Genomic DNA, 26,748 nt, shown 5'->3' with positions numbered 1-26,748 from the left:
GGCGCTCTCCGCATGTGGTCCGCACAACCACACCCCACGAGCGAGAAATATTGTCGTGTTAGCCTGCAGAAGCACAGGAATTCTTCCTGTAGATGTGCGCTCGATCACCAGATCATTTCATGAGGAGCTGTTCAATGTCGTGGGATGCCTCGGTACTGCCGGCGTTCCTGCTCGCCACCGCCGTCTTCGTCCTCACACCGGGCGTGGACGTCTTCCTCCTGCTGCGAACCTCGGTGCTGGCCGGGACCCGGGCGGGGCTGGCGACCCTCGCGGGCATCCACACGGCCGTCACGCTGCACATCGTGCTGGTGGTGTCGGGGGTCGGGCTGCTGGTGGCGCGCAACGACACGGCGCTGACCGCCCTCCGGTGGCTGGGTGCCGGCTACCTCGCCTACCTGGCGGTGTCGATCCTCCTCGGGCTGGTCCGCCGACGGACGAACCCGCCCGGTGCCGAGGGTGACCGGACGCCGGAGGGCACTCCCCCACCGGCGACCCAGACCAGCCGCCCCTACCTCCGCGGGCTGTTGACCAACCTGACCAACCCGAAGATGCTGCTGTTCACCCTCGCCCTCCTGCCCCAGTTCATGGGCTCGGCGCAGAACTCGACCCTCCAGCTCGCGGTCCTCGGCGTCGTGCTGCTGGCGGTGGCGGTGGTCCTGGAACTGTGCATCGTGCTGGCGGCGGGACTGCTCTCCGAACGGTTGCGCCGACCCCGGGTCACCGCCGGCCTCGACGCCGTCTGCGCCGGCGTCTTCATGGTCCTCTCGGTCGGCCTGGTCGTGGGCTGACCCGCCCGGGACGCCCCGTTCAGGCGCCGGGCGTCCCCGCCACCGCCCGGCTCCAGTCGTCCACGCCCTCGAGGGTGTCGCGGTGGTGGGACAGCCGGGTGTGCACGCCGGGATCCTCGGAGGCGCACCCTGCCGAGAACGAGGCGAGGCCCACCAGCAGGCCTTCGGCGACCAGCGGGGCCCCCGAATCGCCCTGGCAGAAGCCGGCCCGGCCCGCCGCGTCCTCCGCGCAGACCATCCGGTCGCCGTCCACCTCGGGATGGCTCCTCGCGCAGTCCTCGGCCGACAGCGTCGTCACCACGACCCGGCGCAGCGGCCCGCCCGGCAGGCCGCCCTCCTCCTCCGCCCCCCACCCCACGACCTCCGCGGCGGTGCCGGGGCGGTACGGGTCGGTGTCCGACGGACCGGCCACCGCGATCGTGGCCCGGTCGACGGGGGTGGCCAGTCGCAGCAGCCCGACGTCGTCGCCCCGCACCGCCGTGGTGAACTCGGGGTGCACCCACAGCCCGTCGACCGGCAGGCTCTGGCCCTCGGCGCCACCGCTGTCCGTCCGACCGACCACGACCCGCACCCGGTCGGCGCTCGCGCCGAGCAGGCAGTGGGCGGCGGTGACGACCCGGTCCGCCGCCACGAGCGCCCCGGCGCAGAACACCACGCCGTTGCGGGTGGTCAGGTGGACGGCCCAGGGGTAGTCGTCGACCGGCACGGGCTCACCGCCCACGACGTTGGTCCGGGAACCGGCCGTCCGGGGTTCGGACGCCGTCCGGTCCACCCGCACCGGCGCCGCCGCCGCGAGGACCCCGGAGAGCACGATCCCGGCCAGGACCAGCCCGGCGACCCTCCTGGCGCGGCCTCGTCGGCCTCCTCCGTACCCACGCATCGGTTGCCCCTTCCGACCCCGCTCCCGGGTCCAGGCAACCCCGGCGGGGTGGGGCGGACAAGTGGGGACCACCGAGATCATCCGGGCAGGTGATCCACGTGCCCGGATCAGCCGCGCCGCGTCCCACGGACCGTGACCACCAACGCCCCGCCGTTCTGCCGGCCGGGTTCGGGGTGCTCGGTCGGCGGGCCGTCAGGAAGTCTCGGAACCCCGGCCCCGCGTGCCCTCGGCCCCCGCCGACGGGTCCGCCGGCTCGTCCCCGCTACGCCCCCCACCCGCCGGGGATCCCCCGAAACGCTCCCAGAACCTGCTCGCCGCGCCGCTCACCGCGCCGCCGACCTCGTTGGCCAGCCGGGCGAGCGGATCGGCCGACCGGGCCAGCGACTCGGTGTAGGAGCGGGCGCCCTTCCTGATGTCCGACCGCCAGTCCGCGGCCGGGTCATCGGTCTCCCGGCGGGGGTAGTCCCCGGACAGGATCGACCGGTACTCCTCCCCAGCGGCCCACCGCTGGAGCTCGGCCGCGCGGACCACGGCCAGCGGATGGGTGCGCATCTCCAACTGGCGCAGCTTCAACAGGCTGTCCCACAACGACTCCACCCCGTCGTAGTCCCGGGCCTGCCGGAGGAACTCGGCGGTGTCGATCCGGTCCGGATCGGTGGCACCCGCCATGATCATGTGAGCGCGCAGCGCGGCGCCCGCGTCCTGCGCGCAGAGCAGACCCGCCCGGTCGCAGGACAGTTCCGACCTGCGGTACCAGTCGGCCAACGCGAAGAGCACCGCGCGGATCCCCCAGTAACCGACGGGCATCCAGCCCATCCCGGCCATGATGGACTGGAGCCGGTTCATCAACGTCCGGTACACCGCGTGCCCGGACAGCGCGTGCCCCATCTCGTGCCCGATGACGAAGCGCAGCTCCCGGGTGTCCATCACCTCCACCAGCCCGGTGGTGAGCACGATGAAGGGCCGGTCCATGCCCACGCACTCCGCGCTCGGCCTCGGGTCGCGGGCGACGAAGACCTCCGGGACCTCCGGGAGGTCGAGAGTGGACGCGCACTCCAGCCGCAACGCCTGGAGTTCCGGGAACTGCGACTCGGAGACCCTGATGTGGGAGGCGAGCGAGAGCAGCCGTTCGCTGCGTTCCCCGGTCATACCGTTCACCGCGCGCAGCACGGCGGCGAAGGGGGGCACCGCCCGCAGGGTGGCCAGCGCGCCGCGGTCAGCGGGATGTTCGTAGGCACGCGGGCTGATCCCGGGGAAACGGACGCGGTGCGCGCGGTCGCCGTGGTCGATCTCGTCGGTGGGCATCGTCGGGTCCCCTCAAGCCGTGGTCCGGTGCCCCCACGCTAACCGCCCGCGCGGCCGCTCGAGCCCGATTCGGGGGCTCCGGTGGGGACCGAGGCCCGCCGCGAACGCGCGGGGGCCGGTCAGCGCGGCCGCTCCACCGCGCCGGGCTCCCGGGATCTCCCGCCGCCCCCACGGACGGCCGAGCGCAGGGGTTCGCTCCCCGGCCACGACCGTCCGCCTGGTCCTGCCGCGCTCGGGCCGGCGCGCTCCCCGCCAGCCCGGGCCGGGTTCAGGACAACGAGCCCGCGACGTTGTCCAGCAGCCGCTGGTGGATCTTCCGGAGGCCGAGGGGAGCGAAGATGCGCTCGAAGAACCCCTTGACGCCACCGGCGCCCTCCCAGGTCGTCACACCGGTCACCCGGCTGCGGTCGTCACCGAGGTCGACGACCGTCCACGTGGTCACCAGGGAGGAGTTCTCGTCCGACTCCACCAGCTGGGTCTCACGCGGGGTGGAGACGTTCATGACGCAGTCCCGCACCCTGCTCTTCGTCGCCTGGAGCTTCCACCGGACCCGGGTCCCCTCGCCCCGGCCGCCGCTGAGCACCTCGTACTCGGTGTAGTTCTCGGTGAGCACCCTGCTGCGCGAGTCCTCGTAGTCCGCCATCGCCGCGAAGACCTGGGTGGCCGGCCTGTCGAACTCGCGGCTCACCTCCGCCTTGACCTGTCCCATGACCTCGACCGTGCCCCTCGTCGTGCCCGGGCACCGGAGCCGGACCGGCGCCGCCTGATCACCATCCTGTCACCGCCCCCCACCGGTTCACCACCGGGGGACGGGGCCGCACCGCGGTGGCGCCGCGTCCAGGACGTCGATCGCCACTCGCGGGCGAAGCGGGCGAACTCGCCCGAACAGCCCACCGGTTCCACCCTGACTACAGTCGTTTGTGGACCCGCCACCCCGCGCCGCGCCCTCCCGGGCCCCGTGGAGCCCGGACCCCTCGGCGCGGTGGTGGTGACACCGGACAACGAGGAAGGACCACCTGACATGGGCCTGGACCGCCCCGTCGCACCCGACCCCTACCGCCTGCTGCCCGAGGTCGGCTCGTTCACCGTCACCAGCTCCGACATCCGGCACGGCGAGACCCTGCCCGACGCGCAGGTCGCCGCGCACGGCGACACCTCTCCCCAGCTCAGCTGGCGGGGTTTCCCGGAGGCGACGCGGAGCTTCGTCGTGACCTGCTTCGACCCGGACGCCCCGACGCCCTCCGGGTTCTGGCACTGGGGGGTGGTGAACCTGCCCGTCGACGTCACCGACCTCCCGACCGGCGCGGGCGCGTCCGACGACACCCTGCCCGCCGGTGCCTTCCACGTGCGCAACGACCTCGGTGGCCACGGTTTCACCGGCGCCGCGCCGCCGCCCGGCGACCACCCGCACCGCTACTACTTCGTGGTGCACGCGGTCGACGTCCCCCGGTTGGAGGTCGACGGTGAGGCAAGTCTCGCCGTGGTGTCCTTCAACCTCGCGTTCCACACACTGGCCAGGGCCGAGCTGACCGCCACCTACGCCACCAGCGGTTGACCACCAGTTCCCCAGCACACCCCCTCCGCGCACCCGAGGTGCGGGCGGGCCGGTGTCCCGGCAGGGGTTCGGTCACCGCCTAACCTGGTGGCCGAGCCCACCGCACCCGGACAGCCGCGCGGCCCTGGTCGTGGTCTCGAACGACGACGAACGAGCGAACAGCGGTGGGGGCCGGACGTGGGCGAGCTCGGGGTGCGGGTGCTGCCGGGCGTGATGGCGGCCAGCGTCGCCCTCACCGTGGCGATCGTCCTGTTCGTCCCCTACGTGGCCCGCCAGTACCGCCGTCGAGGCCGGTTGGGAGTCGGGCACGCCGCCCTCGCGTTCGCGTTCCTGGTGTACGTGCTCGCGCTGGTCGCCTACGTCCTGGTCCCGATGCCGCCGTTGGTACCCGACTTCTGCTCCTACCACGGCGGCCAGCGACCACAGCTCGAGGCCCTGGGGAGTCTGCGTGGCCTGCCCGGCGTCCACGCCACGGGTGGTCTCCGCGCCGTGGTCATGGACGCCGACTTCCAGCAGTTCGCGATGAACATCGCGCTGTTCGTGCCCCTGGGGATGTTCCTGCGCCACATGTTCCGACGAGGGGTGGTCGCCACCCTGGCCATCGGCGTGGCGACGACGCTGTTCGTGGAGTTCACCCAGCTCACCGGGAACTGGTTCGTCTACCCGTGCCCCTACCGGCTGTTCGACGTGGACGACCTCATCGCCAACACGGTGGGAACCGGGGTGGGAGTGGTGCTGGCACCCCTGCTGCGACTGGTCCCCGGGCAGCGGGCCGTGCCGGACCCGGGAGCGCCACGACCGGTCACCGCCGGCCGCCGTCTGCTGGGCATGCTCTGCGACCTCCTCCTGATGTGGCTGGGCGGCAACCTGGCGCTGCTGCCCGTCGAGTGGGCGCTGCGCACCGCCGCGCCGCTCGCCGACTCCGGCTGGATGGTCCTGCTCCCGGCGTTGACGCCGTGGTCGTTGCCCGCGCTGGTGGTGCTCCTTGTCCTGCTGGCCACCGGCGGTACCCCGGGGCAGCACGTCGTCATGCTGCGCTTCCACCGCGTCGGCCGGCGGCGCCCGGGGGCCGGCCGGCTGCTCGTCGCCTGGCTCGTCGGGCTGGGCGGTCTCGGCGTCCTGGCCGCGGCGGCGCTGGCCGGATGGGCGCCGGGCGCGCCGCTGGCCCTCGGGCTCGCCGCCCTGCACGTCGTGGCGTTGGTCCTGGTTCCCGGTGGCCGTGGAATGACCGGGCTGCTCAGCGGGTTGCACACTGTCGACTCCCGCCCGGCTCGGCCGGCCGGGCGCGCGGAGACCCCGGAGGCCCACGTCACCGGCCCTGGGGGCTCCACCTGATGGCGCGGTCACCCGACCCGCCCGGACGACGAGCACGGGGAACACGGATGCGGACATTCGACCTGATCATCGTGGGCAGCGGCTCCGGGAACTCGCTGCTGGACGAACGCTTCGCGGACTGGGACGTGGCGATCGTCGAGCGCGGCGTCTTCGGCGGCACCTGCCTCAACGTGGGCTGCATCCCCACCAAGATGTTCGTCCACACCGCGGACCTGGCCGCCGCGCCCGCCGACTCGGCCCGGTTCGGGGTGGACGCCACCCTGCGGGGCGTGCGGTGGCGGGACGTGCGGGACCGGATCTTCGACCGCATCGACCCGATCGCGGCCGGCGGCCGCCAGTACCGGGCGGAAGGCAGCCCCAACGTCACGCTCCACCAGGGAACTGCGGCCTTCGCCGGGGAACGGGTCCTGCGCGTCGATCCGGGCGACGGGGGGCCGTCGACGCTGATCCAGGCCGACCAGATCGTGCTCGCCACGGGCAGCCGGCCCTTCGTGCCGGCGGTTCCCGGCCTGGCGGAGGCGGGCTTCCACACCAGCGACACGGTCATGCGGCTCGACGAGCTGCCCGCCCGGATGGTCATCCTCGGCGGGGGTTTCGTCGCCGCCGAGTTCGCCCACGTGTTCTCGTCCTTCGGGGTGGAGGTCACGGTGGTCAACCGGGGCGACGCCCTGCTCAGGGCGGAGGACGGCGACGTGTCCCGCCGCTTCACCGAGCTCGCCTCCCAGCGCTGGGACGTGCGGCTGGGCCGGACCGCGCTGCGGGCGACCCGGTCGGGCGGGGTCACCAGCCTGGTCCTGTGGGGGCCGGACGGTGAGGAGACCGTGGAGGCGGAGGAGGTCCTGGTCGCGACGGGCCGCGTGCCCAACAGCGACCTGTTGGAGCCGGGGGCCGCCGGGCTCGACCTCACCCCGGACGGCAGGGTGCGGGTCGACGAGTACCAGCGGACCTCACTGCCCGGTGTCTGGGCGCTGGGTGACCTCAGCTCGCCGTTCCAGCTCAAGCACGTCGCCAACCACGAGACCCGCGTGGTCCGGCACAACCTGCTGTGCCCGGACGACCTGATGGCCAGCGATCACCGGCACGTGCCGCACGCCGTCTTCTCCTCCCCGCAGGTCGCCTCGGTGGGGCTGACCGAGGAGGAGGCCAGGGCGCGGGGCGTCCGGCACGTGACGGCGGTCCAGGACTACGGCGACGTGGCCTACGGGTGGGCGTTGGAGGACTCCACGGGGTTCTGCAAGCTGGTGGCCGACCCCGAGACGGGGGCACTGCTCGGGGCCCACCTGATCGGGCCGGAGGCTGCGACCCTCATCCAGCCGTTGATCCAGGCCATCAGCTTCGGCCTGCCCGCCACCGAGCTGCCCCGGCGGCAGTACTGGATCCACCCGGCGTTGCCGGAACTCGTGGAGAACGCGCTGCTCAAACTCCCCCTGGCCTGACCGGGCTGCCGCCGTCGGGGCCCGGCCTCACGGGACGGTGAGGATCTCGGCCCCGTCGGCGGTCACCAGCAGGGTGTGCTCGAACTGGGCGGTCCACTTCTTGTCCCGGGTGGTGACCGTCCAGTCGTCGTCCCAGATGTCGTACTCGATCGTGCCGAGGTTGATCATCGGCTCGATCGTGAAGGTCATGCCCTCCTCGATCACGGTCTCCACCGAGGGGTCGTCGTAGTGCAGGATGACCAGGCCGCTGTGGAAGGACCGCCCGATGCCGTGCCCGGTGAAGTCCCGGACCACGCCGTACCCGAAGCGGTTGGCGTAGGACTCGATCACCCGGCCGATGACGTTGAGCTGGCGTCCCGGGCGCACCGCGCGGATGGCTCGCGCCAGCGCCTCGTGGGTGCGCTCCACCAGCAGCCGGGCCTCCTCGCTGACGTCGCCGGCGAGGAAGGTCGCGTTGGTGTCGCCGTGCACACCGTTGAGGTACGCGGTGACGTCGACGTTGACGATGTCACCGTCCTCGATGACGGTGGAGTCGGGGATGCCGTGGCACACGACCTCGTTCAGCGAGGTGCAGCACGACTTGGGGAAGCCCCGGTACCCCAGCGTCGACGGGTAGGCCCCGTGATCGCACAGGAACTCGTGCACGACGCGGTCGATCTCGTCGGTGGTCACTCCCGGCGCCACCGTGCGGCCGGCCAGCTCACGCGCCTGCGCGGCGAGTTTGCCCGCCAGGCGCATCCGCTCGACGACCTCGGCTGGCTGGACCCAGGGGTCGGTGTTGCGGGCCGGCGACGGTCGGTCGACGTACTCCGGGCGTTCGATCGAGCGGGGGACCGATCGGCGGGGCGAGATGCTCCCAGGTCGCAGGGGTGCGCGTTCTGGCATGACGACAACCCTACGCAGCCCGCGCCGAGGCGCGCGCGGACACCCACCAGGCGACCAGGCGCCAGCCCACCAGGCAGGCTGCGAGGAAACCGGCCGCCACCAGCGCGAACGACAGCGGCGGCCAGTGCAGGACGAGGGCGCGGATCGCCAGGCCGCCCACCAGCGTGGCCAACCACACCCCCAGCCCGTGGAGCGGTCGCGTCGGGGCCCGCCACGCCCGGACCAGCAGCCACCCCAGGAGCAGCCCGACGAGGAAGGGCCACGCGGTGTCCAGGACGCCCACGATCCCCCCTCCCCGCTCGTGTTCACGGCGCCCCAGCGCGGCGAACACGACGACGAGGGTCACGTCGAGGGCGGCGGCACCGAGGACGAGCCGCGGCCGGGGACTGTCTGCTGGCATACGGGCAGGGTAGGCCGGGGGTTCCGGTGGGAGCGGCGGGGTGGCTGGTGGTGAGCCCGGTGCCGTGTGCCCGGAGACCGCTGCTCCCCCGGCCCTCCCCGAGGCCGCCGCGCCGGCGGGAGCTCCCCCGTCCCGAACCCCTCGCCCGCGACCGGTCCCCCCGGCCGACCGGACGTCGGGGCGGCTCCCCACGTCGAGGCGTCGGCCACGGCCGCCCGCCGGCCCTCCTCCTCGACCGCCACTCGCGGCTCCCACCCGACGAGCGCGCGGTCGCCCCGGTGCGGACCCGGTGCCGGCCACCGACGTGCGACGGCGGCCGGAGCGCTTCGCGCCCCCGACGCCGGCGTCCGTGGGAGTGGACCGGGTCCACCGTCCGGCGTCCCGCGGTCCCCGGTCGTGCCGGACTGCCGGCGTCCACCGCCCGAGGTGGGCCTCACCCGTGACGACGACGCGGCGGGCCGCGCCGGTGGACCGGCGGTGGTCACCGTGGTCCGGGGTGCCCGGGCGGCGGCCGGGACCGAGCGGGAGGGGCGGGCTCGCGAAGTGGGCGGCCCACCACCCGGCGGCGACATCCTGGCTGGCCGCGCCGCCCCCGCCGCCGCCCCCTCCGGCCGGTGTGGACCGAGGTGCCCGCGAAGCCAGGCGGGGACCGGTCCGCCGCTGGTGACGCGCCGCCAGGGCATGCCGAGATCGTCATACTCCCGGGTAGGCTGGTGATCGTGACTACCGCCTGGCCTCCTGACGATCCTGAGGAACAGGTGGCCGCCGTGCGGTTCGCGACATCCTGGTGGCGGTACCCGGGTTCGCTCGAGCAGGCCGCCCGCGAGCGGTACGGCGTCACCGGTGCCCGGTTCTGGCAGGGCATCAACAGCCTGATCACCGAGCGGCACGTGATGGCGGCGTTGCCCAACGAGTGCAACCGACTGCTCCGGTTACGGGACCGCCGCCGGGTGGCGCGAACCCGGCGGCGAGGGGGATACCGTGACTGTGGTTGAACCATCCGGGCGGCGCCGTTTCGGCGCGTGGGCACTGGTGCGGGACCCGGAGAACCTGGCGCCGGGCACCCGGGTGCGGGTGCACTACAACCGGGGCCTGCTCTCGGCGACGGTGCTCGTGGGGGACCTGATCGCCTGCGGCGAGGACATGATCCGGCTGAGCGGTTCCCACCTGTGCGACCTGATCGCGCCCCGGGTCGACGGTGACCAACCCGCGATGGTGGAGCGCTGGTCCTACCCGGACGAGGCTCCGGCACAGTAGTGCCCATGTTGATCGGCCTGAAGTCCGGTTGCCCGAACTGCCACGGCACCGGGATGGATCCCCTGGACGCCACCAGCCTCTGCCCCACCTGCCGGGGGTTGAGCGAGGAGGTGGAGGGACGCCTGTCGACGGGTTCCTCCCCCGTTCCCCTTCCACTGGTGGTCGAGCGGGCGAGGAACCACCGGCACTCCCCCTGGCGGCGCTGGACGTGAGACGCTCCCGCCGGGGGTCAGCCGAGGGAGCCCAGGAAGTCGCCCGCCAGCTTGGTGGCCGGGGCCGAGCTGCCGCCGTCGACCACGAGTGCGGCGAAGGCGATGTCCCCCTGGTAGCCGACGAACCACCCGTGGGACCGGGAGCCGTCCCCGAACTGGGCGGTGCCCGTCTTCCCGTGCACCTCGGGCAGCCCCGCGAGCTCGGTGGCGGTGCCCTCGGTCACCACCTCCCGCATCATCGGTCGCAACGCGTCGATCACCTGGGCTGAGGGCGCCTCGACGGGGCCCGCCGAGGACGGGCCGTCCGGCTCGGCGCTCGTTCCCCCCGCCGCCGCACCGGCCGCATCCGAGGGTTCCCGGTCGTCCTCGGCGAGGAAGACCGGGGTGGGGGTCGTGCCAGCGGCGACCGTCGCGGCGACGAGAGCCATCCCGAAGGGGCTCGCCAGGACGGTGCCCTGCCCGAAACCGGCCTCCACCCGCTCGGCGGAGCTGTCGGTGACCGGGACCGGCCCCGTCCAGGTGGCGAGACCGGGGATGACGAACTCCCGCCCGAGGCCGAACTGGCGGGCGGTCTCGGCCAGTTCGTCCGGCTCCATGTCGGAGGCGAGGGTGGCGAACGTGGTGTTGCAGGAACGCGCGAAGGCCGTGTGGAAGGGCACGTCCCCGAGGTCGAAGCGGTCGTTGTTCGGCACGAGTCGACCGTCGATGGCGGTGGTGGCCGGGCAGGCGACGGTCCGGTCCGCGGTCACCTGCCCGGAGGCGAGCGCGGCGGCGGCGGTGACGATCTTGAAGGTGGAGCCCGGCGGGTACTGGCCGACGAGCGCGACCGGGCCCTCGGCGTCGGCCGCCGCGTTCTGCGCGACCGCGAGCACGTGACCGGTGGACGCCTCGACGGCCACCAGCATGGCCTGCTCGTCGAAGGGCTCGACGGCGTCCTCGGCCGCCGCCTGGGCGGCACGGGACAGGGTGAGCCGGGTGGCCTCCGCCGGGCGGGGCTGCTCGTGGTGCAGGGTGTTCACCTCGGCGCCGGTCGCGTCGAGGCTGACCACGCGCCACCCGGCCCGCTCGACGTTGGCCTCCTCGACGCCGCGGCGCAGCGACGGCAGGATCTGCGAACCGAAGTCCCGGGTGACCGGGAGCAGGCGCGGTTGGTTGGTGAAGCGCACTCCGGGGAGCTCGTGGATGTCGGACCGGACGGAGTGGTAGTCGGGCTCACGCAGGGTGGCGACCAGGTAGGAGTGGCCGTCCTCGGTGTCGGACACCCCTTCCAGCACCGAGTCCGGGGTGATGCGGTCGTCGAAGCGGTTGAGCGTGTCGCCCAGCACCGTGGCGACCTCGGTGACGTCGCCCTCCTGCTCCTCGGTGGCCGCCGGGTCCAGCAGGACCGAGATGACCACGCCGGGATCGAGGACGACGTGCCCGTCACGGTCCAGGACGGGTGGCAACGGGGCGGCCTCGGTCCGGACGGCGAGCGTCTGCTGCTCCCCGAAGTCGGGGTGGATGACCGAGGGCGCCCACTCGAGCCGCCAGTCCCCCTCGATCTCGCGCAACCGGGCCGTGCCGTGGTAGTTCCAGGTGCGGTCCCCCGCCAGTTCCCAGGTGATGTCGAGATCCGCGTGCGTGGACCCGTCGGTCTCCCGCACCTCGATCACCTCGGCGCTGGCTCCCTCGGGTGCCAGCGCGCGGTCGACGCTCTCCAGCGTGGGCAGGGCGCCGTCCGGGCTGTCGGTCAGGGCCGCGGCCCGTTCCGGCTCACGGGCGCCCATCGCGGCCACGAAGTCCGCCAGGGCCTGTTCCGGGCCGGGGCCCGAGTCGAACACCCCACATCCGCTGAGCGTCAGGGACAGCGCACCAGCGAGCAGCACGGTTCCGGCTCGGCGTCCCGGCCGGGAGGAAACGACGACCACCACGACTGGAGTATGCCCGCATTCGTGTCCCCTGGCACAGGGCCCGACCGCCTCGAGTCGTGTTTCCGCTGTTCGAAGGCCGGAAACTGTTGGGCCACTGTGGAGCGATCAGGACCGCCCACGAGGGGGTCACAGCAGGACGGTGGCGAACCGGCCCACCTCGGAGAAGCCGACCTTCCGGTAGACCGCGCGGGCCGGGAGGTTGTAGTCGTTGACGTAGAGGCTGGCGATGCGGCCCATCCACCCGGAGAGGCGGTCGACGACGGCCGCGGTGCCGGCGGCGGCGAGACCCCGGTTGCGGTGTTCCGGGTGCACCCACACCCCCTGGATCTGGCCGACCCTGGCGGAGAGCGCGCCGACCTCGGCCTTGAAGACGACCTCGCCTCCCTCGAAGCGGGCGAACGCGCGTCCGTTGACGATGAGTTCGGCGACCCTCGCCCGGTAGCTGGCCCCGCCGTCCTCGCCCTGGGGGTCGATGCCGACCTCCTCGGTGAACATGGCCACGGCGGCCGGCAGGTAGCGCTCCAGGTCGTCGAGGCGCACCTGGCGCACCAGCGGGTCCGGGGCGACCGAGGGCGGTGCGGACATCGCCAGCAACGGCTGGTTGGGCCGCACGTCACGTGCCGGCCCCCACCCGGGTTCCAGCTGCTGCCACATCTCCAACACCTGGTCGGCGGGGCCGACCAGTGACGAGCAGTGCCGGGGTTGGCTGAGGGCTCGTTCCGCGAAGGCGCGGCTGGCGGCCCTCCCGCCCCGCAGCGGGATGAGGTTCACCCCGGAGAAGCAGAGCCCACCGAGTCGGCTCCCGACACCCCACAGTTCCCCGCCGAGCCGCCAGGGGTCCAAGCCCACGCTCTCCACCCTGGCGGCGACCATACAGCTCACGACAGGATCAGCGACCAACGCTGATCGGACCGCCAAACCCTCACGCTCCGTGAGCAACCTTGCACCCGCGAGCTTCAGCACGGTCCCAGAGTGCCAGAAAGCACCGGAAGGGTGGGTAGGCGCGTCGAGGGCGTCGGGATCGACACCTGAGTGGACCGACCACGGGCCCCTTCGCGGCCCGGGGCACCGCGCCCGACGAGCCGAGGGGATCAGCTCACCGTGACCGTCGGTTCGCCCACGAGCGTGCTGGGGTCACCGTCCATCTCCTCGGCGATGCGCATCGCCTCCTCGATGAGGGTCTCCACGATCTTGTGCTCGGGAACGGTCTTGATGACCTTGCCCTTGACGAAGATCTGCCCCTTGCCGTTGCCCGAGGCGACGCCGAGGTCGGCTTCCCTGGCCTCACCGGGGCCGTTGACCACGCAGCCCATCACCGCCACTCGCAGCGGGACCTCCAGGCCGTCGAGACCGGCGGTGACCTCGTCGGCCAGCTTGTAGACGTCGACCTGGGCACGGCCGCACGACGGGCAGGAGACGATCTCCAGCTTCCTGGGCCGCAGGTTCAGCGACTGGAGGATCTGCGTGCCGACCTTGATCTCCTCGACCGGCGGCGCGGACAGCGAGACCCGGATGGTGTCCCCGATGCCCTGCCGCAGCAGCGCGCCGAAGGCGACCGCGGACTTGATGGTGCCCTGGAAGGCGGGGCCCGCCTCCGTGACGCCCAGGTGCAGGGGGTAGTCGCAGGACTCGGCCAGCAGTTCGTAGGCCCGGACCATCACGACGGGGTCGTTGTGCTTGACCGAGATCTTGATGTCGTGGAAGTCGTGCTCGGCGAACAGGCCGGCCTCCCACAGCGCCGACTCCACCAGCGCTTCCGGGGTGGCCTTGCCGTGCTTGGCGAGCAGGCGGGGGTCGAGCGACCCGGCGTTGACGCCGATGCGGATCGGGGTCCCGTGGTCCCGGGCCGCCTGGGCGATCTCCTTGACCTTGTCGTCGAACTTCTTGATGTTGCCGGGGTTCACCCGGACGGCGGCGCAGCCGGCCTCGATGGCGGCGAACACGTACTTGGGCTGGAAGTGGATGTCGGCGATGACCGGGATCTGCGACTTCCTCGCGATCGCCGGCAGGGCGTCGGCGTCGTCCTGGCTGGGGCAGGCCACCCGGACGATGTCGCAGCCCGAGGCCGTGAGTTCGGCGATCTGTTGCAGGGTCGAGTTGATGTCCGCCGTCACGGTCGTCGTCATCGACTGGACCGAGACGGGGTGGTCACTGCCCACGCCGACCGCGCCCACCCGCAGCTGGCGGGTCGTGCGGCGGGGCGCCAGCACCGGCGGCGGGATGGTTGGCATTCCTAGCTCGACGCTCATCGGTCCTCTCCGCGACCAGATGTCCGATGTCGTGGCCCGCGCAAGGGCCGACAGGGTGACAGCCCGACCACCGGGCCGTCACCAGCGTACTAGCAGTCCTTCACCCGGGCCGCCGGGTGGCCGCCCCGGGGGAGGGAGCGTGGCCACGAGGTGAACGCCCTGCTCGCACGCCCCGTGGCCAGGCGGGGCTAACGCAACCGGATCGGGTTAACGATGTCCGCGGTCAGGGTGAGGAGCATGAACGCACCGCCGATGAACACCGCCGCATAGGTGATGGGCAGCAGTTTGGTGTAGTCGACGGGCGCCCCCTTGGCCTTGCCGCGCCACCCCCGAATGGTGTCCCGCGCCTTCTCGTAGAGGTTGACGGCGACGTGACCGCCGTCCAGGGGCAACAGTGGCAGCAGGTTGAACACGCCGATGAAGAGGTTGAGGGTGGCCAGGAGGAACAGGAACAGCTCCCAGTAGCCGCCGGCGACGGCGTCGCCGCCGATGATGCTCGCTCCCACCATGCTGACCGGGGTGTTGGGGTCGCGCTCGGCACCCAGGATGGCGTCGATGACGGCGGGCACGCGGCTGGGCAGTTCGAGCAGGCGTTCCCAGGTGTGCACGAACATCTCACCGGTGAAGGTGAGCGTGCCCGGCAACGCCTGGGCGGCCGTGAAGTGCAGGTAGTTGGGGAAGCTCACACCCAGCGCGTTGGTCTCGACCTTCTCGGCCTCACCGGTCTCCGGGTTCACCATCACCCGTTGCACGGGGACGATCGGGATGGTCAGCTCCTGCTCGGAGCCGTCCCGCAGGACCGTGATGGTCGCGCTGTCCCCGCTCTGCTCGACCAGGGCCGCCTGCACCTCGGTGTAGTTGCCGGTCGCCTCGCCGTTGACCGCGACGATCTCGTCACCGGGCAGCACGCCGGCGTCCCTGGCCGGTGCCGGGTCCTGGCCGGGCGTGCACTCGGCGTACTCGTAGGTCTCCAGGTCCTGGTCCGGCGGGACGCAGGAACTGGCCTCGGCGACGACCGCCCGGCCGCTGATGTTGGGCAGGCCCATCGTCACCGCCATCGTGAGCAGGATCACGAAGGCGAGCATGAAGTGGGTCGCCGAGCCGGCGCACAGCACCACGACGCGCTGCCACACCGGCTTGCGGTTCATCGCCCTGGGCGCGTCCACCGGGTCGACCTCGTCGAGGGAGGTCATGCCCGTGATCCGGCAGTAGCCGCCCACGGGCAGGGCTCGCAGGCCGTACTCGGTCTCGCCCCGCCGGAACGAGAAGATCTTCGGCCCCATGCCGACGAAGTACTCGGTGACCTTCATCCGGAACGCCTTGGCGGCGGCCAGGTGCCCGAGTTCGTGCAACGCGATGGACACCCCGATGCCGATGGCGAACAGGATGACCCCGATCACAAAGGCCACGCGTCAGTCCTTTCCCACCGAGCCCGCAGCGTGGCCCGTCACACCGAGCAGCCGCCGCGACCGGGCCCGCGCCCAGTCCTCGGCTGCGAGAACGTCGTCGACACCGGAGGGGTCCCGACGCCACTCGTCGGCCTCAGCCAGCACCCGCTCCACAGTCTCCAGGATCCGTGTGAATTTCGTGCGACCTTCGAGGAAGGCCTCCACGGCCTCCTCGTTGGCCGCGTTGTACACGGCAGGGACCGACCCGCCCGCGCGCCCAGCGGCCCTTGCCAGCTCCACGGCGGGGAAGCTGAGGTTGTCCACCGGCTCGAAGGTCCACGTGGTCGTGGTGTCGAAGCGGCACGGCGAGGAGACGTCGCGCAGGCGGCGCGGCCAGCCGAGGGCGACGCCGATCGGCAGTCGCATGTCGGGCGGACTGGCCTGGACCAGGGTCGATCCGTCCACGAAGGTGACCATCGAGTGCACGACCGAGGTGCGGTGCACGACGACGTCGATCCGGTCGTAGGGGACGCCGAACAGCAGGTGCGCCTCGATGAGCTCGAGCCCCTTGTTGACCAGCGTGGCGGAGTTCACGGAGATGACCCTGCCCATCGACCAGGTCGGGTGCGCCAGGGCCTCCTCGACGGTCACCGCCTCGAGGTCCTCCCTCGTCCGGGAGTAGAAGGGGCCGCCGGAGGCGGTGAGGACCAGGCGGTCCACCTCGTCGGCCCGGCCGCCCCGCAGGCACTGGGCCAGGGCGGAGTGCTCGGAGTCCACCGGGACGATCTGGCCGGGAGCGGCGGCCGCCAGCACCAGCGGGCCGCCGGCGATCAGGGACTCCTTGTTGGCCAGGGCCAGCGTCGCGCCGGTGGCCAGGGCGGCCAGCGTCGGTTCCAGGCCCCGCGAGCCGGTGACGGCGTTCAGCACGATGTCCGAGGGGGTGGACTCGATCAGGTCCAGCAGGGCGCGGACGCCGGTGTGCACCCGAGGCGGGGCCGTACCGGCCGGGACTCCACGCCGCTCGGCCTCGGCGCGCCAGGCCGCGACCAGGTCTCGCTCGACCCCGACGCGGGGGACGGCGATCGCCTCCACCTGGAAGTCGTGGGCCTGGGCGGCCAGCGCGTCCAGGTTCGCACCGCCCGCCGCGAGCCCGACGACGCGCACGGCGTCCGGGTTCCGCCTGGCCACGTCCAGGGTCTGCGTTCCGACGGACCCGGTGGATCCGAGGAGCAGGACGCGGCGCGCCGATGAGGGGGCCTCGGCGGGCACGGGGCGGGGACCCGGCTCGGCGGCGGTCGAGGTGGGGGACAGCGAGCTCATGGCCCGACATTGTCGCGGAGCCGGCTCGGCCGCCCGCCCCGGGGCGGGGTCGACGGCCACGGAGGGCGACGGGGGAGCGGCCGGCCACCACCCGCCGTTGATAACGGAACGATAACGGACGCATGGCCCTCACCGGACGTGGTTATTCCAGAGTCAGGTCATGAACACCGCCGAAGGACCGTGGAGCTGGGGTTTCTCCCAGCCCCACGCCGCCCGGTGGCGGCGAACTCCTAGGAGGTTTCGATGGGTATTCTCGGTTGGATCGTCCTCGGTCTGCTGGCCGGCCTCATCGCCAAGGCCATCATGCCCGGCCGCGATCCTGGCGGGATCATCATCACTCTCGTACTCGGCGTGATCGGGGCCTTCGTGGGCGGCTTCATCGGCCGCGCGATCTTCAACACCGACCTCGGCTCGTTCTTCGAGATCCGGACATGGCTGTTGGCGATTCTCGGTTCGATCATCCTGCTCGCCATCTACCGCCTGGTCACGGGGCGGCGAGCACACGCCTGACCCGAGTACCAGCGGCGAGCGCGTCACCGGTCGAGGTGGCGCGCTCGCCGTGCGACGACCAGGACGGCCAGCACGAGCAGCACGGTGCTCAGCACCACCATGCTGGTGGACAGCGCGACGATCTCCGGTGAGACACCGCGCCGACTGGCCTGCCCGTAGACCAGGACCGGCAACGGGGTACCTCCCACCCCCGAGAGGTAGCTCGAGGTCACCACGTCGTCGAAGGAGAGCACGAAGGCGAACGCGGCCCCCGCCCCGATCGCCGGCCACAGCACCGGCAGCGTCACGGTGCGCCACCGGGTCAGGGGGCCGGCGCCGAGGTCGGCCGCCGCCTCCTCCAGCCTCGGATCGAGCCCGGCGAGCCTGGCCCGCACCACGATGACGACGAAACTCAGGGAGAACGTGACGTGCGCGGCCAACAGGGCGCCGAACCCCAGCGGGATGCCCGCCAGCTTCACGCAGAAGGCCAGCAGGCTCACCCCGAGCACCACCTCGGGGACCACCAGGGGCATCGCGAGCACCGTCGACCACAGCCCCCGCCCTCGGAACGGCCGACGCAGGGCCCAGGCCGCCAGCGTGCCCAGCACCGCGGCCACCACGGCCGTGCTGGCCGCCAACCGGACGGTCAACCACAGGGCGTCCAGCACCTGCCCGTCGGTGAGCAGCTCCGCGTACCAGCGCAGCGAGAACCCGGTGAACGTGCTGACCGAACGGGAGTCGTTGAACGACAGCAGGGCCAGCCACAGGATCGGCGCGTACAGGAAGGCGTAGGCGCCCACCACGGCGGCCAGCAGCACCCAGGGCCGGCGACCCCGGGCCGCACGACGTCCCCGTCCCGCGTGTTCCACGGTCACAGCACCTCCCGCGCCCGTCGGCCGCGCGCCACCCACAACACCGCCACCGCGGCGAGGAGCAGCACCGCCAGCGCCGAGCCGAGCGGCCAGTTGTTCCCACCCCGGAACTGGTCGTCGATGACACTGCCGAACGTCAACTGGTTGACCCCGCCCAGCAGGGCCGGTGTCACGAAGTCGCCCACCGAGGGCACCAGCACCAACAACGACCCGGCCACCACCCCCGGGGCCAGCCCGGGCAGCACCACCCGGACGAAGGTGCCGAGCCGCCCGTGCCCCAGGTCCTGGGACGCCTCCAGCAGCCTCGGGTCGAAACGCCGGCAGACGACGTACAGCGGGAGCACCATGAAGGGCAGGTAGCCGTAGGTCAGCCCCACCACGACGGCGACGTCGGTCAGCAACAGCCCACCCGGCCGGTCCAGCCCCACCAGGCCCAGCACCCGGTTCACCGGCCCGTCCTCGGCCAACAGCGCCTTCCAGGCGTAGATCCGCGCGAGGTGGCTCGCCCAGAACGGCACGAGCACCGCTCCCAGCAGCACGAGCCGCCACCTCCCTGCGTGCCGGGCGACGAACCAGGCCAGCGGCAACCCGATCACCAGGCACGCCAGCGTGGCGGACAGGGAGTAGGCGGCGGTGCGCCAGAAGATCGGCAGCACAGCGGGGTCGACGGCGAGCCGGTAGGCGTCGAGCGTCCAGGGGAGCACCACGCGGGCGATGCCGAGGTCCCTGGTCGCGAAGCTGTACTGCGCGACCAGGGCCACCGGGACCACGAAGAACGCGCCCAGCCACAGGCCCGCCGGGGCGAGGGCCGCCCAGCCGGCCAGGGAACGGCCGTGCGCGCGGGCACGTCCTCGCCCCCGGGAGCGGGCTGGTCGGGCCGCGCCACCGGGGCGGCCGGCGCCGCTGGTGGGCTCGGGCCGGGGGCGCCGCGGCCCGCCCGAGGCTCTCGTCACGCCATCCATCAGCCCGTCTTCACCCTCGTCCAGGCGTCCGCGTACCGGCCCTCGACCTCCGGTCCCAGATCGCGGGTGAAGGGGACCCGGGCTAGCGCCTCCGGGGAGGGGTAGATGCGCTCGTCGGCGAGGAGTTCGGCGTCCACGAAAGGGCGCGCGGCCGCGTTCGGACTGCCGTACTGGATGGCGTTGGCCAACCTCCCCCCGACCTCGGGCCGCAGGATGTGGTCGATGAAGCGGTGGGCGTTGGCGGCGTGCGGCGCCGACCGGGGGACGCAGAGGAGATCCACCCAGGACAGGCCGCCCTCCTCGGGGATGACGAAGTCCAGTTCCGGGTTCGTCTCCATCGCCTGGAACACGTCCCCCGACCACGCCTGCGCGAGAGGGGCCTGCCCGGAGGCGAGCGGTTCGATCACGTCCGAGGTGATCTGACCGAGCACGCCCTTCAGGTCGAGCAGGTACTCGACGGCGTCCTCCAACTCCCCGGGGTCGGTCGTGTTGGGGTCGTGACCCGCGCCCAGGAGCCCCAGGGCCATCGCGTCCCTGGCCTCGTCGAGCAGGGCGCTCCGCCCCCGGGCGGCGGCCAGCCGGAACGCGTCCAGCGAGGTGACGTCGGCCCCGCCGAGGGCCTGCCGCGAGAAGGCGAGCCCGGTGGTGCCCCAGGCCCAGGGCACCGAGTACCGGTTGTCCGGGTCGTACTCCGCCTCCCGGAACCGCCGGTCCAGGTTGTCCAGGTTGGGGATCAGGTCGTGGTCGAGCGGGTTCAGGAGGTCGGAGCGGAGGAACCGCCGCAGGAAGTTGTCGCTGGGCACGATCAGGTCGTAGCCGCTGCCTCCGGCGGCGAGTTTCGCCTCCAGCTCGTCGTTGGAGCTGAAGTTGTCGTAGGTGACGGAGATGCCGGTCTCGTCCTCGAAGCCCGGGATGGTGTCCTCGTCGACGTAGTCGGTCCAGTTGAAGAAGTTCAGGACCGGTTCCTCGACCTCGTTGACGGCCCGGGTCGCCCTCGGGTCGGTACGACGTGGCTCGACCGGCTCCGAGATCGCGCAGCCCGCGGCCCCGTGCGCCGCCAACGCGAAGAATGCGGTCGACCGGAGCATCGCGCGTCGGGTGACCGGCCGCTCCCGACCGTCCCACAACCGCGCGATCCGTACCGCGTCCCTGTCCGCCATGTGCGAGTGGTCCTCCCCTCCCCCGGGCAGCGCCAGCTGGCGGGCCGTCCGGGGTGTGTCCGGCTGGTGTGCTCAGCGGGCGCTACGAGACGTCCGCCCGGGAGGTGGCGCCGACCGGAGTCGGTGCCGAACCCGGGGTGGGATCGCCGTCCGCCGCCGTGGGACGAGCGCGTCCGCCCGGCTCCGCGCCGCCGTCCCCACGGCCCGGCTCATCGGCCAGCAGGACGCTGAACCGCGGTTCCCAGCCCACCAGCACCGGACCGCCACCGGGCCCGGTCTCGCCCGCCCGCCGGGTGTTCTGGGTGAACACGGTCAGCGGCGTGGCTCCGGGGTCCCCCACGACCTCGACGAGGTGTTCGGTGGCGGCGCCGGTGTACACGGTGTCTCGCGGCCGGACGGGCACCCGGGACCACCCTGGTGGTGGTCCGTCGTCCTCCGCGGAGTAGAGCCGGGCCTTCTCCGGGCGCACCGCCACCGCCACCGGTTGTCCCCGTCGCAGCGCCCGGCCCGGTGGGAGTTCGGCCAGGACGGCCCCCTCCCCCACCGACACCTCCACCAGCGCCGCGTTCCCGGCGCCGGTCACGGTCCGCACGGTCCCCTCCAGCACGTTCGAGCCACCCGTGGTGGAGGAGCGGATGAACTCGGCGACGAACCGGCTCACCGGCCGTTCGTAGACGTCGGCGGGAGTGCCCACCTGTTCGACCCGGCCGGCCCGCAGGACCGCGAGCCGGTGCGAGAGCACCAGCGCCTCCTCCTGGTCGTGGGTGACGTAGAGGAAGGTGGTGCCGACCTCGCGCTGGATCCTGGTCAGCTCGACCCGCAGCTGCGCCCGGAGCTGGGCGTCGAGCGCCGCCAGGGGCTCGTCCAACAGCAGGACGCGGGGGCGGCGGGCGAGCGCCCTGGCGATGGCCACCCGCTGTTGCTGCCCGCCGGAGAGCTGGTGCGGCCGACGGCGCCCGTAGCCGGCGAGCTGGACGAGGTCCAGGTAGTCGCCGACCCTGGCGCGCAGCTCCGCGCGGCGCAGTCCCAGCCGGCGCAGCCCGTAGGCCACGTTGTCCCAGACCGAGAGGTGGGGGAAGAGCGCGTAGGACTGGAAGACGGTGTTGACGTCCCGCCGGTGGGCGGGTACCCCCACCACGTCGCGGCCCCCCAGCAGGATCGCTCCCCCGTCGGGGTCCTCGAACCCGGCGACCATCCGCAGCAGCGTCGTCTTCCCGCTCCCGGACGGGCCGAGCACGGAGAAGAACTCGCCCTCCCCCACCCGCAGGCTCAGGTCACGGACGGCGACCTGGTCGGTGTAGGTCCTGGTCACCCCGCGCAGCTCGACGGCGGGCGGGCCCGAGGCGTCGGGGACGCGGTGGTCGAGTGCCGGTGTCTCTCGCGGGTCCTCGGACATGGCTCACCTCCGGGAGGGCGTCTGGGGTGGATGGGGTTGACGCGGGCCGCGCCGCGGCGGACAGCCTAGGCGGTGATCCCCCGCACGGGTGGCCGGACCCGAGTCGGCGGGGCGCGGCGCCGGGAGGGCGGTGCCGCCCGGGTGCGGCCCCCACGACCGAGGTCGACGGGCGAGGGTGCCGCTTCGCGCACCCGGTGGTCCGGCGCGGCCGCCAGGGCACCGACGGGGGACCGTGTGCGAGGATAGGTCGGCAAGCTACGTGATGAGCCCGTGCTGGAGGGATCGTGTCCGCTGAGCAGCCGTCGAGGACCAACGCCGCTGTGGACAGGTATTCCGGCGGTGACGTGGTGGATCCCCGGGACGAGCCGTCGGCGGAGTGGGGCTGGCACGGCGAGTGGCCGCGCGGCCGCCGCGTCGCCGGCTGGGCCGTCGCGGCCATCATGTTCCTGATGCTGATCGGCAACCACGAAGGTCACGTCGAGACCATCTGGCTGATCGGGATCGGGCTCGGCATGATCGGGTTCCTGATCTGGGACCAGACGCGCCGCCGGACACCGTGGCGTAACTGAGGGGTCCCCGGGGTTCGCCCCGGGGTCCATCTCCCTGTCACACCCACGCACCGTTGTCACACTTCCCAGTGATGTTCCTTGCCTCAACGCGGTGACACCCGATTCACTGCCTCCAGTGCGGCACCCCGGTACCGGGCGGCGCCGCGCCAGACCTGTCACCGGTGATTATCGCGGACGCCGGTCTTCCCGACATCGCGCCGGCCGTTCCGACGGTCGAGCAGACACCAGGCCGGGGGTTTCCCATGTCCATGTCCATCACGCAGCGGCTGGTGCACCACAACGCCGCTCACCCCATCTCGTGCGCCGACCTGCCCACCGAACCCGCCAGCAAGTTGGCGGTGGTGGCGTGCATGGACTCGCGGATGGACGTCTTCCAACTGCTCGGGCTGCGCGTCGGCGAGGCGCACATCATCCGCAACGCCGGGGGCGTCATCACCGACGACGTGATCCGGTCCCTCGCGATCAGCCAGTGGCGGCTGGGCACCGAGCACATCATCCTGCTGCACCACACCCGCTGCGGGCTGCGGACCTTCACCGACGCCGAGTTCAAGGCCCAGATGCGGCAGGAGGTCGGCGTCACCCCCGAATGGTCGGTGGAGTGCTTCGAGGACGAGTCGGTCGACGTGCACGAGAGCAAGGAACGCATCAAGCGCAGCCCCTTCATCCGGCACGCCCACTCGATCCGAGGCTTCGTCGTCGACGTGGACACCGGTCTCCTGCACGAGGTGGACTGAGCCCGAGCCGCCGGCGGATCAGGGCCTGGTGCCATCCGGCATGACCGGCGGGTGTCCCCAGGGGTCCCTCCGGGGTACCGCGCGCGGAGAAGCCTCGTTCGCGCGGCGCCCGCGTCGTGCGGCAGGTCATGGCCGTGTCCGCGCCCCGGACGGGGTGGGGGCGCGGACACGGCCGGGTCCTCCGGCCCGGTCCCGCCCTCGGGCCGAGCGGAGACAACCGATGCCGGGGCGGGCCTGGCCCGCCCGACCACCATCCACGACGGCCGACGGGGTGGGCTGGCGCCCACGCCCGGCGATCGCGGCGCGGGCGCACCCGGAGGGCGGAGCCCCTCACCCCTGTGGCCACGGCTCGCGCCCGGCGGGCGGATCGCCTCGCCTCACCAGTGGGTGGGGTGGCTACTCCTGGGCCGCGAGTTGGCCGCAGGCGGCGGCGATCTCCTGCCCCCTGGTGTCGCGCACCGTGCAGCTCACCCCGGCCTCGCGCACCCGCCGGACGAACTCGCGCTCCACCGGTTTGGGGCTGGCGTCCCACTCGCTGCCCGGCGTCGGGTTCAGGGGGATCAGGTTGACGTGGGCCAGATGGCCCAGGTGCTGGCGCAACAGCCTGCCCAGCAGGTCGGCCCGCCACGGGTGGTCGTTGACGTCCCGGATGAGCGCGTACTCGATCGACACGCGGCGACCGGTCCGGTCGGCGTAGTACCGGGCCGCCCGCAGCACCTCGTCCACGCTCCAGCGCGTGTTGACCGGCACGAGGGTGTCCCGCAGCTCGTCGTCCGGGGTGTGCAGGGACACCGCGAGCGTGACCTGGAGGTCCTCGTCCGCCAGCTTCCGGATGGCGGGAGCCAGCCCGACCGTCGACACGGTGATCGAACGCTGCGAGAGCCCGAGACCGGCGGGCGCCGGCTCGCAGAGCCGGCGGACGGCGGCCACCACCCGCTTGTAGTTCGCCAACGGCTCGCCCATGCCCATGAACACGACGTTGGACAACCGGCCCGCTCCGCCGGGGAGCAGGCCGTCGCGCATGGCGGCGGCGGCCGACCGCACCTGGTCGACGATCTCGGCCGTGGACATGTTCCGCTGGAGCCCACCCTGGCCGGTGGCGCAGAACGGGCAGGCCATCCCGCACCCGGCCTGGCTGGACACGCAGACGGTGGCCCGGTCGTCGTAGCGCATCAGCACGCTCTCCACGAGGGTGCCGTCGTGCGCCCGCCACAAGGTCTTCCTCGTCGTGCCGTTGTCGGTGGTCACCTCCCTGACCTGCGTGAACAGCGTCGGCAGGAGGGATTCCACGAGCCGGTCCCTCGTCGCCGAGGGGATGTCGGTCATCGACTCGGGATCCACGCTGAGCCGGCCGAAGTAGTGGTGGGACAGCTGTGTGGCGCGGAACGCCTTCTCGCCGAGCTCGGCGACCGCCGACCGGCGATCCTCAGGGGAGAGGTCGGCGAGGTGGCGGGGCGGAAGCCCACGGCGGGGGGCGTCGAACACCAGGGGAAGTGCAGTCATGGCGCGACCAGTGTCCCACGGCCTCCTGCCGGCCCCGTGCGGCGTCCCTCCTGTTGGCGCCCTCGGCGTCACCACCGGTGTCCCCGTCGGCCGCGCGGTCGGTACGCGTCACTGTCGGTGCCTGGCGGTAGCAAGGTCACCGCAGGACGAACAGCCCCTGGGCGGTGAGGAGCAGCGGTGCTTCCCGAGGACGACAGGTTCGAACCGATCGGTGACCCCCACTTCGACCGCCTCGTCGGCGAGACGCGGTCCGCGGCGGTGGCAGGCCACCTGCTGGACTGGTTGGCCCTGGCGCACAGCGCCGCGGCCGAGCTCCAACGCGTCCGGCGCAGGTCCGCGCGGGGCTCGTGGGCCAACGGCTGGAGCTTCGGCACCGACCGGTACCAGTACCTGCTCGCCACCGCGAGCGGGCTGCCCGACGCCCGTGTCAACCCCGCTTTCCAGTCCATGACGATCGGCATCGGGAACTGCGCCCTCTACCAGTACCGGGCGAAGACCGGTTCGCCGCTGACCTCGGTCCTCGACGACACCGAACTCCAACGTCGGCTCGTGCGGCCGCCGGAGGAACCGCCGGGGCTGTTCCCCGCCAACCACGCGATCACCGGCGGCCGCGATCTCCTGTTCCTCCCGTGGACCGGCAGCGAGGCGGCGGGGCTGTCCGGCGCGTGGGTCGGCCAGGGCAGCGCGGACCGCGACTACCGGATCCGGTGGAGTTGGCTGTGGCCGCTGACGTCGTTCACCAGGGGCTACGCGCGGACCGCCGGCCTCGGGGGCCCGCTGACCGCGCGGCCGGCACCCACCGGGACCACCGGTTGGAATCCGCACGACCTGCCCGAACTGCCCCTGCGGCACCGGGCGCGCCCCCAGGAGGGCACCTCCGGTACCTGACCACCCCGGGTGATCTCCGGTGGCCCCACCCGGCCGGTGGGGAAAGAATGTCTGTCGGCAAGATTCTCAGGTGCCCGTCGGCGGCGTCACCCCTCGCGGGGCGCTCGCGCGCCGACCAGGTACCGACCACGGCAGTGGCAGGCCGACGAACCAGGAGATCGCAGTGACCACGGGTGCGTTCGCGGCCGCGCGGGCCTTCGACCCGGCCAGGTTGACGATGGCCAGGCGGCTTCTCGGGTTGAGCAAGCGCGAGCTGGCGGAGTGGATAGGCCGGCCGGCCGCGCTGCTCTCCCGGTTCGAACTCGGCCAGTCACGACCCGACGTGACCGTGCTCTCCCGCTGCGCCCAGGTGATGGAGCTGCCCGTCGGGTTCTTCGCGGCCGGTCGTCCCCAGCTGAGGCTGGACACCACCAACGCGCACTTCCGCTCGTTGCGGGCCACCACGGCCACCCAGCGCCTCCAGGCCCTCGCGCAGGTGGAACTGCTGTGGGAGGTCCTGTCCAGGTTGGAGGACCTCATCGAACTGCCGGTGGCGGACCTGGCGCCGGCCGCCACCGGGAGTGACCCGGCCCGGGCCGCCCGGGCGGTGCGCCGAGGCTGGGACGTCCCCTCGGGGCCCGTCCCGCACCTGGTGCGCACCCTGGAGGCCCGGGGCGTCGCCGTCGCCCGGCTGGTCATTCCCGACAACAAGAACATCGACGCGTTCTCCTCGGCGAAGGGTGGACGCCCGATCATCGCGCTCACCGATCGGGGGAACCCGCTGCGCCAGCGGTTCTCCGTGGCGCACGAACTGGGCCACCTGCTGCTGCACCCCGAACCGGCACCCGGCAACCCCCGGCACGAGGCGGAGGCGAACGCCTTCGCCGCGGAGTTGTTGATGCCGGCGACGGAGATCGGTGACCTCCTGCCGGTGGAACCGGAACCAGCGTCGCTCCGCGACCTCGGCCACCGGTACGGGGTGTCGATGGCGGCACTCGCCGTGCGGGGGCGCACCCTGGGTTTCTACTCCGACACGACCTACCGCGAGGTGATGGTCGAGCTGTCCCGTCTCGGCCTCCGCACCGACGAACCGGTCAGCGAGGTCTTCCCCGGGGAGGAGCCGACACTGCTCCGGACGGCCACCGAGATGGCGGCGGACCAGGGGGTGGGGCTGGCGGAGCTGGCCGCGCGGATCGAGGTCACCCCAGCGATCATCCGGCGGCTGCTGGGGATCCCCGACCCACGGCCCCACCTGCGGCTGGTCACCTCGCCCTGA

At 72.7% G+C, this 26,748-nt stretch carries 27 protein-coding genes; 12 read left to right on the top strand and 15 right to left on the bottom strand.

Going from position 1 to position 26,748, the window contains the following annotated elements; translation table 11 throughout:
- Positions 1-134: 134 nt before the first annotated feature.
- Complete coding sequence (locus tag G443_RS23340) at positions 135-788, top strand: LysE family translocator (protein ID WP_026419943.1); 654 nt, start codon at positions 135-137, stop codon at positions 786-788.
- A 19-nt stretch (positions 789-807) separates the two neighbouring features.
- Here G443_RS23340 and G443_RS23335 read toward each other — a convergent pair whose 3' ends face one another.
- The 3 genes from G443_RS23335 to G443_RS23325 all read right to left on the bottom strand — a co-directional run bounded on the left by G443_RS23335 (position 808) and on the right by G443_RS23325 (position 3,682).
- Positions 808-1,668, bottom strand: a complete 861-nt coding sequence (locus G443_RS23335; protein WP_051314213.1) for a S1 family peptidase — start codon at positions 1,666-1,668, stop codon at positions 808-810.
- A 192-nt stretch (positions 1,669-1,860) separates the two neighbouring features.
- Positions 1,861-2,973, bottom strand: coding sequence for a M48 family metallopeptidase (locus G443_RS23330; RefSeq protein ID WP_026419942.1), 1,113 nt, complete (start codon positions 2,971-2,973; stop codon positions 1,861-1,863).
- 268 nt (positions 2,974-3,241) lie between these two features.
- A complete protein-coding gene (locus tag G443_RS23325; RefSeq protein WP_026419941.1) occupies positions 3,242-3,682 on the bottom strand; it encodes an SRPBCC family protein in 441 nt (146 codons plus the stop codon).
- Positions 3,683-3,994: 312 nt separating this feature from the next.
- On the opposite strand from G443_RS23325, the gene G443_RS23320 reads away from it, so the two are divergent.
- The 3 genes from G443_RS23320 (at position 3,995) to G443_RS23310 (ending at position 7,299) form a co-directional block, all read left to right on the top strand.
- Positions 3,995-4,528 carry a YbhB/YbcL family Raf kinase inhibitor-like protein gene (locus G443_RS23320; RefSeq protein WP_026419940.1) on the top strand — a complete coding sequence of 178 codons (534 nt, stop codon included), beginning with the start codon at positions 3,995-3,997 and terminating at the stop codon, positions 4,526-4,528.
- 177 nt (positions 4,529-4,705) lie between these two features.
- Complete coding sequence (locus G443_RS23315) at positions 4,706-5,863, top strand: VanZ family protein (RefSeq protein WP_051314212.1); 1,158 nt, start codon at positions 4,706-4,708, stop codon at positions 5,861-5,863.
- A 47-nt stretch (positions 5,864-5,910) separates the two neighbouring features.
- Positions 5,911-7,299 (top strand): mycothione reductase, encoded by a 1,389-nt coding sequence (locus tag G443_RS23310; RefSeq protein WP_026419938.1) that lies wholly within the window; start codon positions 5,911-5,913, stop codon positions 7,297-7,299.
- A gap of 27 nt (positions 7,300-7,326) precedes the next feature.
- Here the strand turns inward: G443_RS23310 and map are convergent, their stop codons facing one another.
- Together map and G443_RS23300 are read right to left on the bottom strand one after the other, a co-directional pair.
- Positions 7,327-8,184 carry a type I methionyl aminopeptidase gene (gene map / locus G443_RS23305; protein WP_026419937.1) on the bottom strand — a complete coding sequence of 286 codons (858 nt, stop codon included), beginning with the start codon at positions 8,182-8,184 and terminating at the stop codon, positions 7,327-7,329.
- Positions 8,185-8,194: 10 nt separating this feature from the next.
- Entirely contained in the window at positions 8,195-8,584 is a 390-nt protein-coding gene (locus G443_RS23300; protein WP_026419936.1) for a DUF3054 domain-containing protein, read from the bottom strand.
- Positions 8,585-9,303: 719 nt separating this feature from the next.
- Here G443_RS23300 and G443_RS23295 point away from each other — a divergent pair.
- Genes G443_RS23295 through G443_RS23285 form a run of 3 tightly spaced genes read left to right on the top strand, consistent with a single transcriptional unit; the run spans position 9,304 to position 10,053 of the window.
- Positions 9,304-9,579 (top strand): DUF3263 domain-containing protein, encoded by a 276-nt coding sequence (locus G443_RS23295; RefSeq protein ID WP_162147327.1) that lies wholly within the window; start codon positions 9,304-9,306, stop codon positions 9,577-9,579.
- Positions 9,572-9,841 (top strand): hypothetical protein, encoded by a 270-nt coding sequence (locus tag G443_RS23290; RefSeq protein WP_030104870.1) that lies wholly within the window; start codon positions 9,572-9,574, stop codon positions 9,839-9,841. Before G443_RS23295 ends, G443_RS23290 begins: the two co-directional genes overlap by 8 nt.
- 5 nt (positions 9,842-9,846) lie before the next feature.
- On the top strand, positions 9,847-10,053 hold the full coding sequence (locus tag G443_RS23285) for a hypothetical protein (protein ID WP_155886221.1): 207 nt from the start codon (positions 9,847-9,849) through the stop codon (positions 10,051-10,053).
- Between the two features lie 17 nt (positions 10,054-10,070).
- Here the strand turns inward: G443_RS23285 and G443_RS23280 are convergent, their stop codons facing one another.
- From G443_RS23280 to dxr, 5 genes are all read right to left on the bottom strand, one after another.
- The gene (locus G443_RS23280; protein ID WP_245588903.1) at positions 10,071-11,963 is read right to left on the bottom strand and encodes a penicillin-binding transpeptidase domain-containing protein; all 1,893 of its coding nucleotides are present in this window, start codon (positions 11,961-11,963) and stop codon (positions 10,071-10,073) included.
- Positions 11,964-12,089: 126 nt separating this feature from the next.
- Positions 12,090-12,926: a GNAT family N-acetyltransferase gene (locus G443_RS23275; protein ID WP_026419933.1), complete on the bottom strand. Its 837-nt coding sequence runs from the start codon at positions 12,924-12,926 to the stop codon at positions 12,090-12,092.
- Between the two features lie 128 nt (positions 12,927-13,054).
- Positions 13,055-14,212 carry a flavodoxin-dependent (E)-4-hydroxy-3-methylbut-2-enyl-diphosphate synthase gene (gene ispG, locus G443_RS23270; RefSeq protein ID WP_026419932.1) on the bottom strand — a complete coding sequence of 386 codons (1,158 nt, stop codon included), beginning with the start codon at positions 14,210-14,212 and terminating at the stop codon, positions 13,055-13,057.
- Between the two features lie 188 nt (positions 14,213-14,400).
- Entirely contained in the window at positions 14,401-15,612 is a 1,212-nt protein-coding gene (locus G443_RS23265) for a M50 family metallopeptidase (RefSeq protein WP_081715608.1), read from the bottom strand.
- 12 nt (positions 15,613-15,624) lie between these two features.
- The gene (gene dxr / locus G443_RS23260; RefSeq protein WP_026419930.1) at positions 15,625-16,920 is read right to left on the bottom strand and encodes a 1-deoxy-D-xylulose-5-phosphate reductoisomerase; all 1,296 of its coding nucleotides are present in this window, start codon (positions 16,918-16,920) and stop codon (positions 15,625-15,627) included.
- Positions 16,921-17,163: 243 nt separating this feature from the next.
- On the opposite strand from dxr, the gene G443_RS23255 reads away from it, so the two are divergent.
- The gene (locus G443_RS23255; protein WP_026419929.1) at positions 17,164-17,430 is read left to right on the top strand and encodes a GlsB/YeaQ/YmgE family stress response membrane protein; all 267 of its coding nucleotides are present in this window, start codon (positions 17,164-17,166) and stop codon (positions 17,428-17,430) included.
- 23 nt (positions 17,431-17,453) lie between these two features.
- Here the strand turns inward: G443_RS23255 and G443_RS23250 are convergent, their stop codons facing one another.
- The 4 genes from G443_RS23250 to G443_RS23235 all read right to left on the bottom strand — a co-directional run bounded on the left by G443_RS23250 (position 17,454) and on the right by G443_RS23235 (position 21,799).
- Positions 17,454-18,284 (bottom strand): ABC transporter permease, encoded by an 831-nt coding sequence (locus G443_RS23250; RefSeq protein WP_026419928.1) that lies wholly within the window; start codon positions 18,282-18,284, stop codon positions 17,454-17,456.
- Entirely contained in the window at positions 18,281-19,234 is a 954-nt protein-coding gene (locus tag G443_RS23245; protein WP_245588902.1) for an ABC transporter permease, read from the bottom strand. Before G443_RS23245 ends, G443_RS23250 begins: the two co-directional genes overlap by 4 nt.
- An 8-nt stretch (positions 19,235-19,242) precedes the next feature.
- Positions 19,243-20,403: a polyamine ABC transporter substrate-binding protein gene (locus G443_RS23240; RefSeq protein WP_026419927.1), complete on the bottom strand. Its 1,161-nt coding sequence runs from the start codon at positions 20,401-20,403 to the stop codon at positions 19,243-19,245.
- Between the two features lie 82 nt (positions 20,404-20,485).
- Complete coding sequence (locus G443_RS23235) at positions 20,486-21,799, bottom strand: ABC transporter ATP-binding protein (protein WP_026419926.1); 1,314 nt, start codon at positions 21,797-21,799, stop codon at positions 20,486-20,488.
- Between the two features lie 320 nt (positions 21,800-22,119).
- Between G443_RS23235 and G443_RS23230 the strand changes: the two genes are divergently transcribed.
- Together G443_RS23230 and G443_RS23225 are read left to right on the top strand one after the other, a co-directional pair.
- Complete coding sequence (locus G443_RS23230) at positions 22,120-22,368, top strand: DUF2631 domain-containing protein (RefSeq protein WP_026419925.1); 249 nt, start codon at positions 22,120-22,122, stop codon at positions 22,366-22,368.
- Positions 22,369-22,616: 248 nt separating this feature from the next.
- Complete coding sequence (locus tag G443_RS23225) at positions 22,617-23,102, top strand: beta-class carbonic anhydrase (protein WP_026419924.1); 486 nt, start codon at positions 22,617-22,619, stop codon at positions 23,100-23,102.
- Positions 23,103-23,498: 396 nt separating this feature from the next.
- On the opposite strand, the gene rlmN is transcribed toward G443_RS23225, so the two are convergent.
- The gene (gene rlmN / locus G443_RS23220) at positions 23,499-24,605 is read right to left on the bottom strand and encodes a dual-specificity RNA methyltransferase RlmN (protein ID WP_026419923.1); all 1,107 of its coding nucleotides are present in this window, start codon (positions 24,603-24,605) and stop codon (positions 23,499-23,501) included.
- Positions 24,606-24,782: 177 nt separating this feature from the next.
- Between rlmN and G443_RS23215 the strand changes: the two genes are divergently transcribed.
- Both G443_RS23215 and G443_RS23210 read left to right on the top strand, forming a co-directional pair.
- Positions 24,783-25,493, top strand: coding sequence for a hypothetical protein (locus tag G443_RS23215; RefSeq protein WP_026419922.1), 711 nt, complete (start codon positions 24,783-24,785; stop codon positions 25,491-25,493).
- Positions 25,494-25,656: 163 nt separating this feature from the next.
- Complete coding sequence (locus tag G443_RS23210; protein WP_035292726.1) at positions 25,657-26,748, top strand: helix-turn-helix domain-containing protein; 1,092 nt, start codon at positions 25,657-25,659, stop codon at positions 26,746-26,748.

The organism is Actinoalloteichus caeruleus DSM 43889, assembly GCF_000429185.2.
Classification (GTDB): Bacteria; Actinomycetota; Actinomycetes; order Mycobacteriales; family Pseudonocardiaceae; genus Actinoalloteichus_B; species Actinoalloteichus_B caeruleus.
This window is presented reverse-complemented; position numbering and strand designations above follow the sequence as displayed.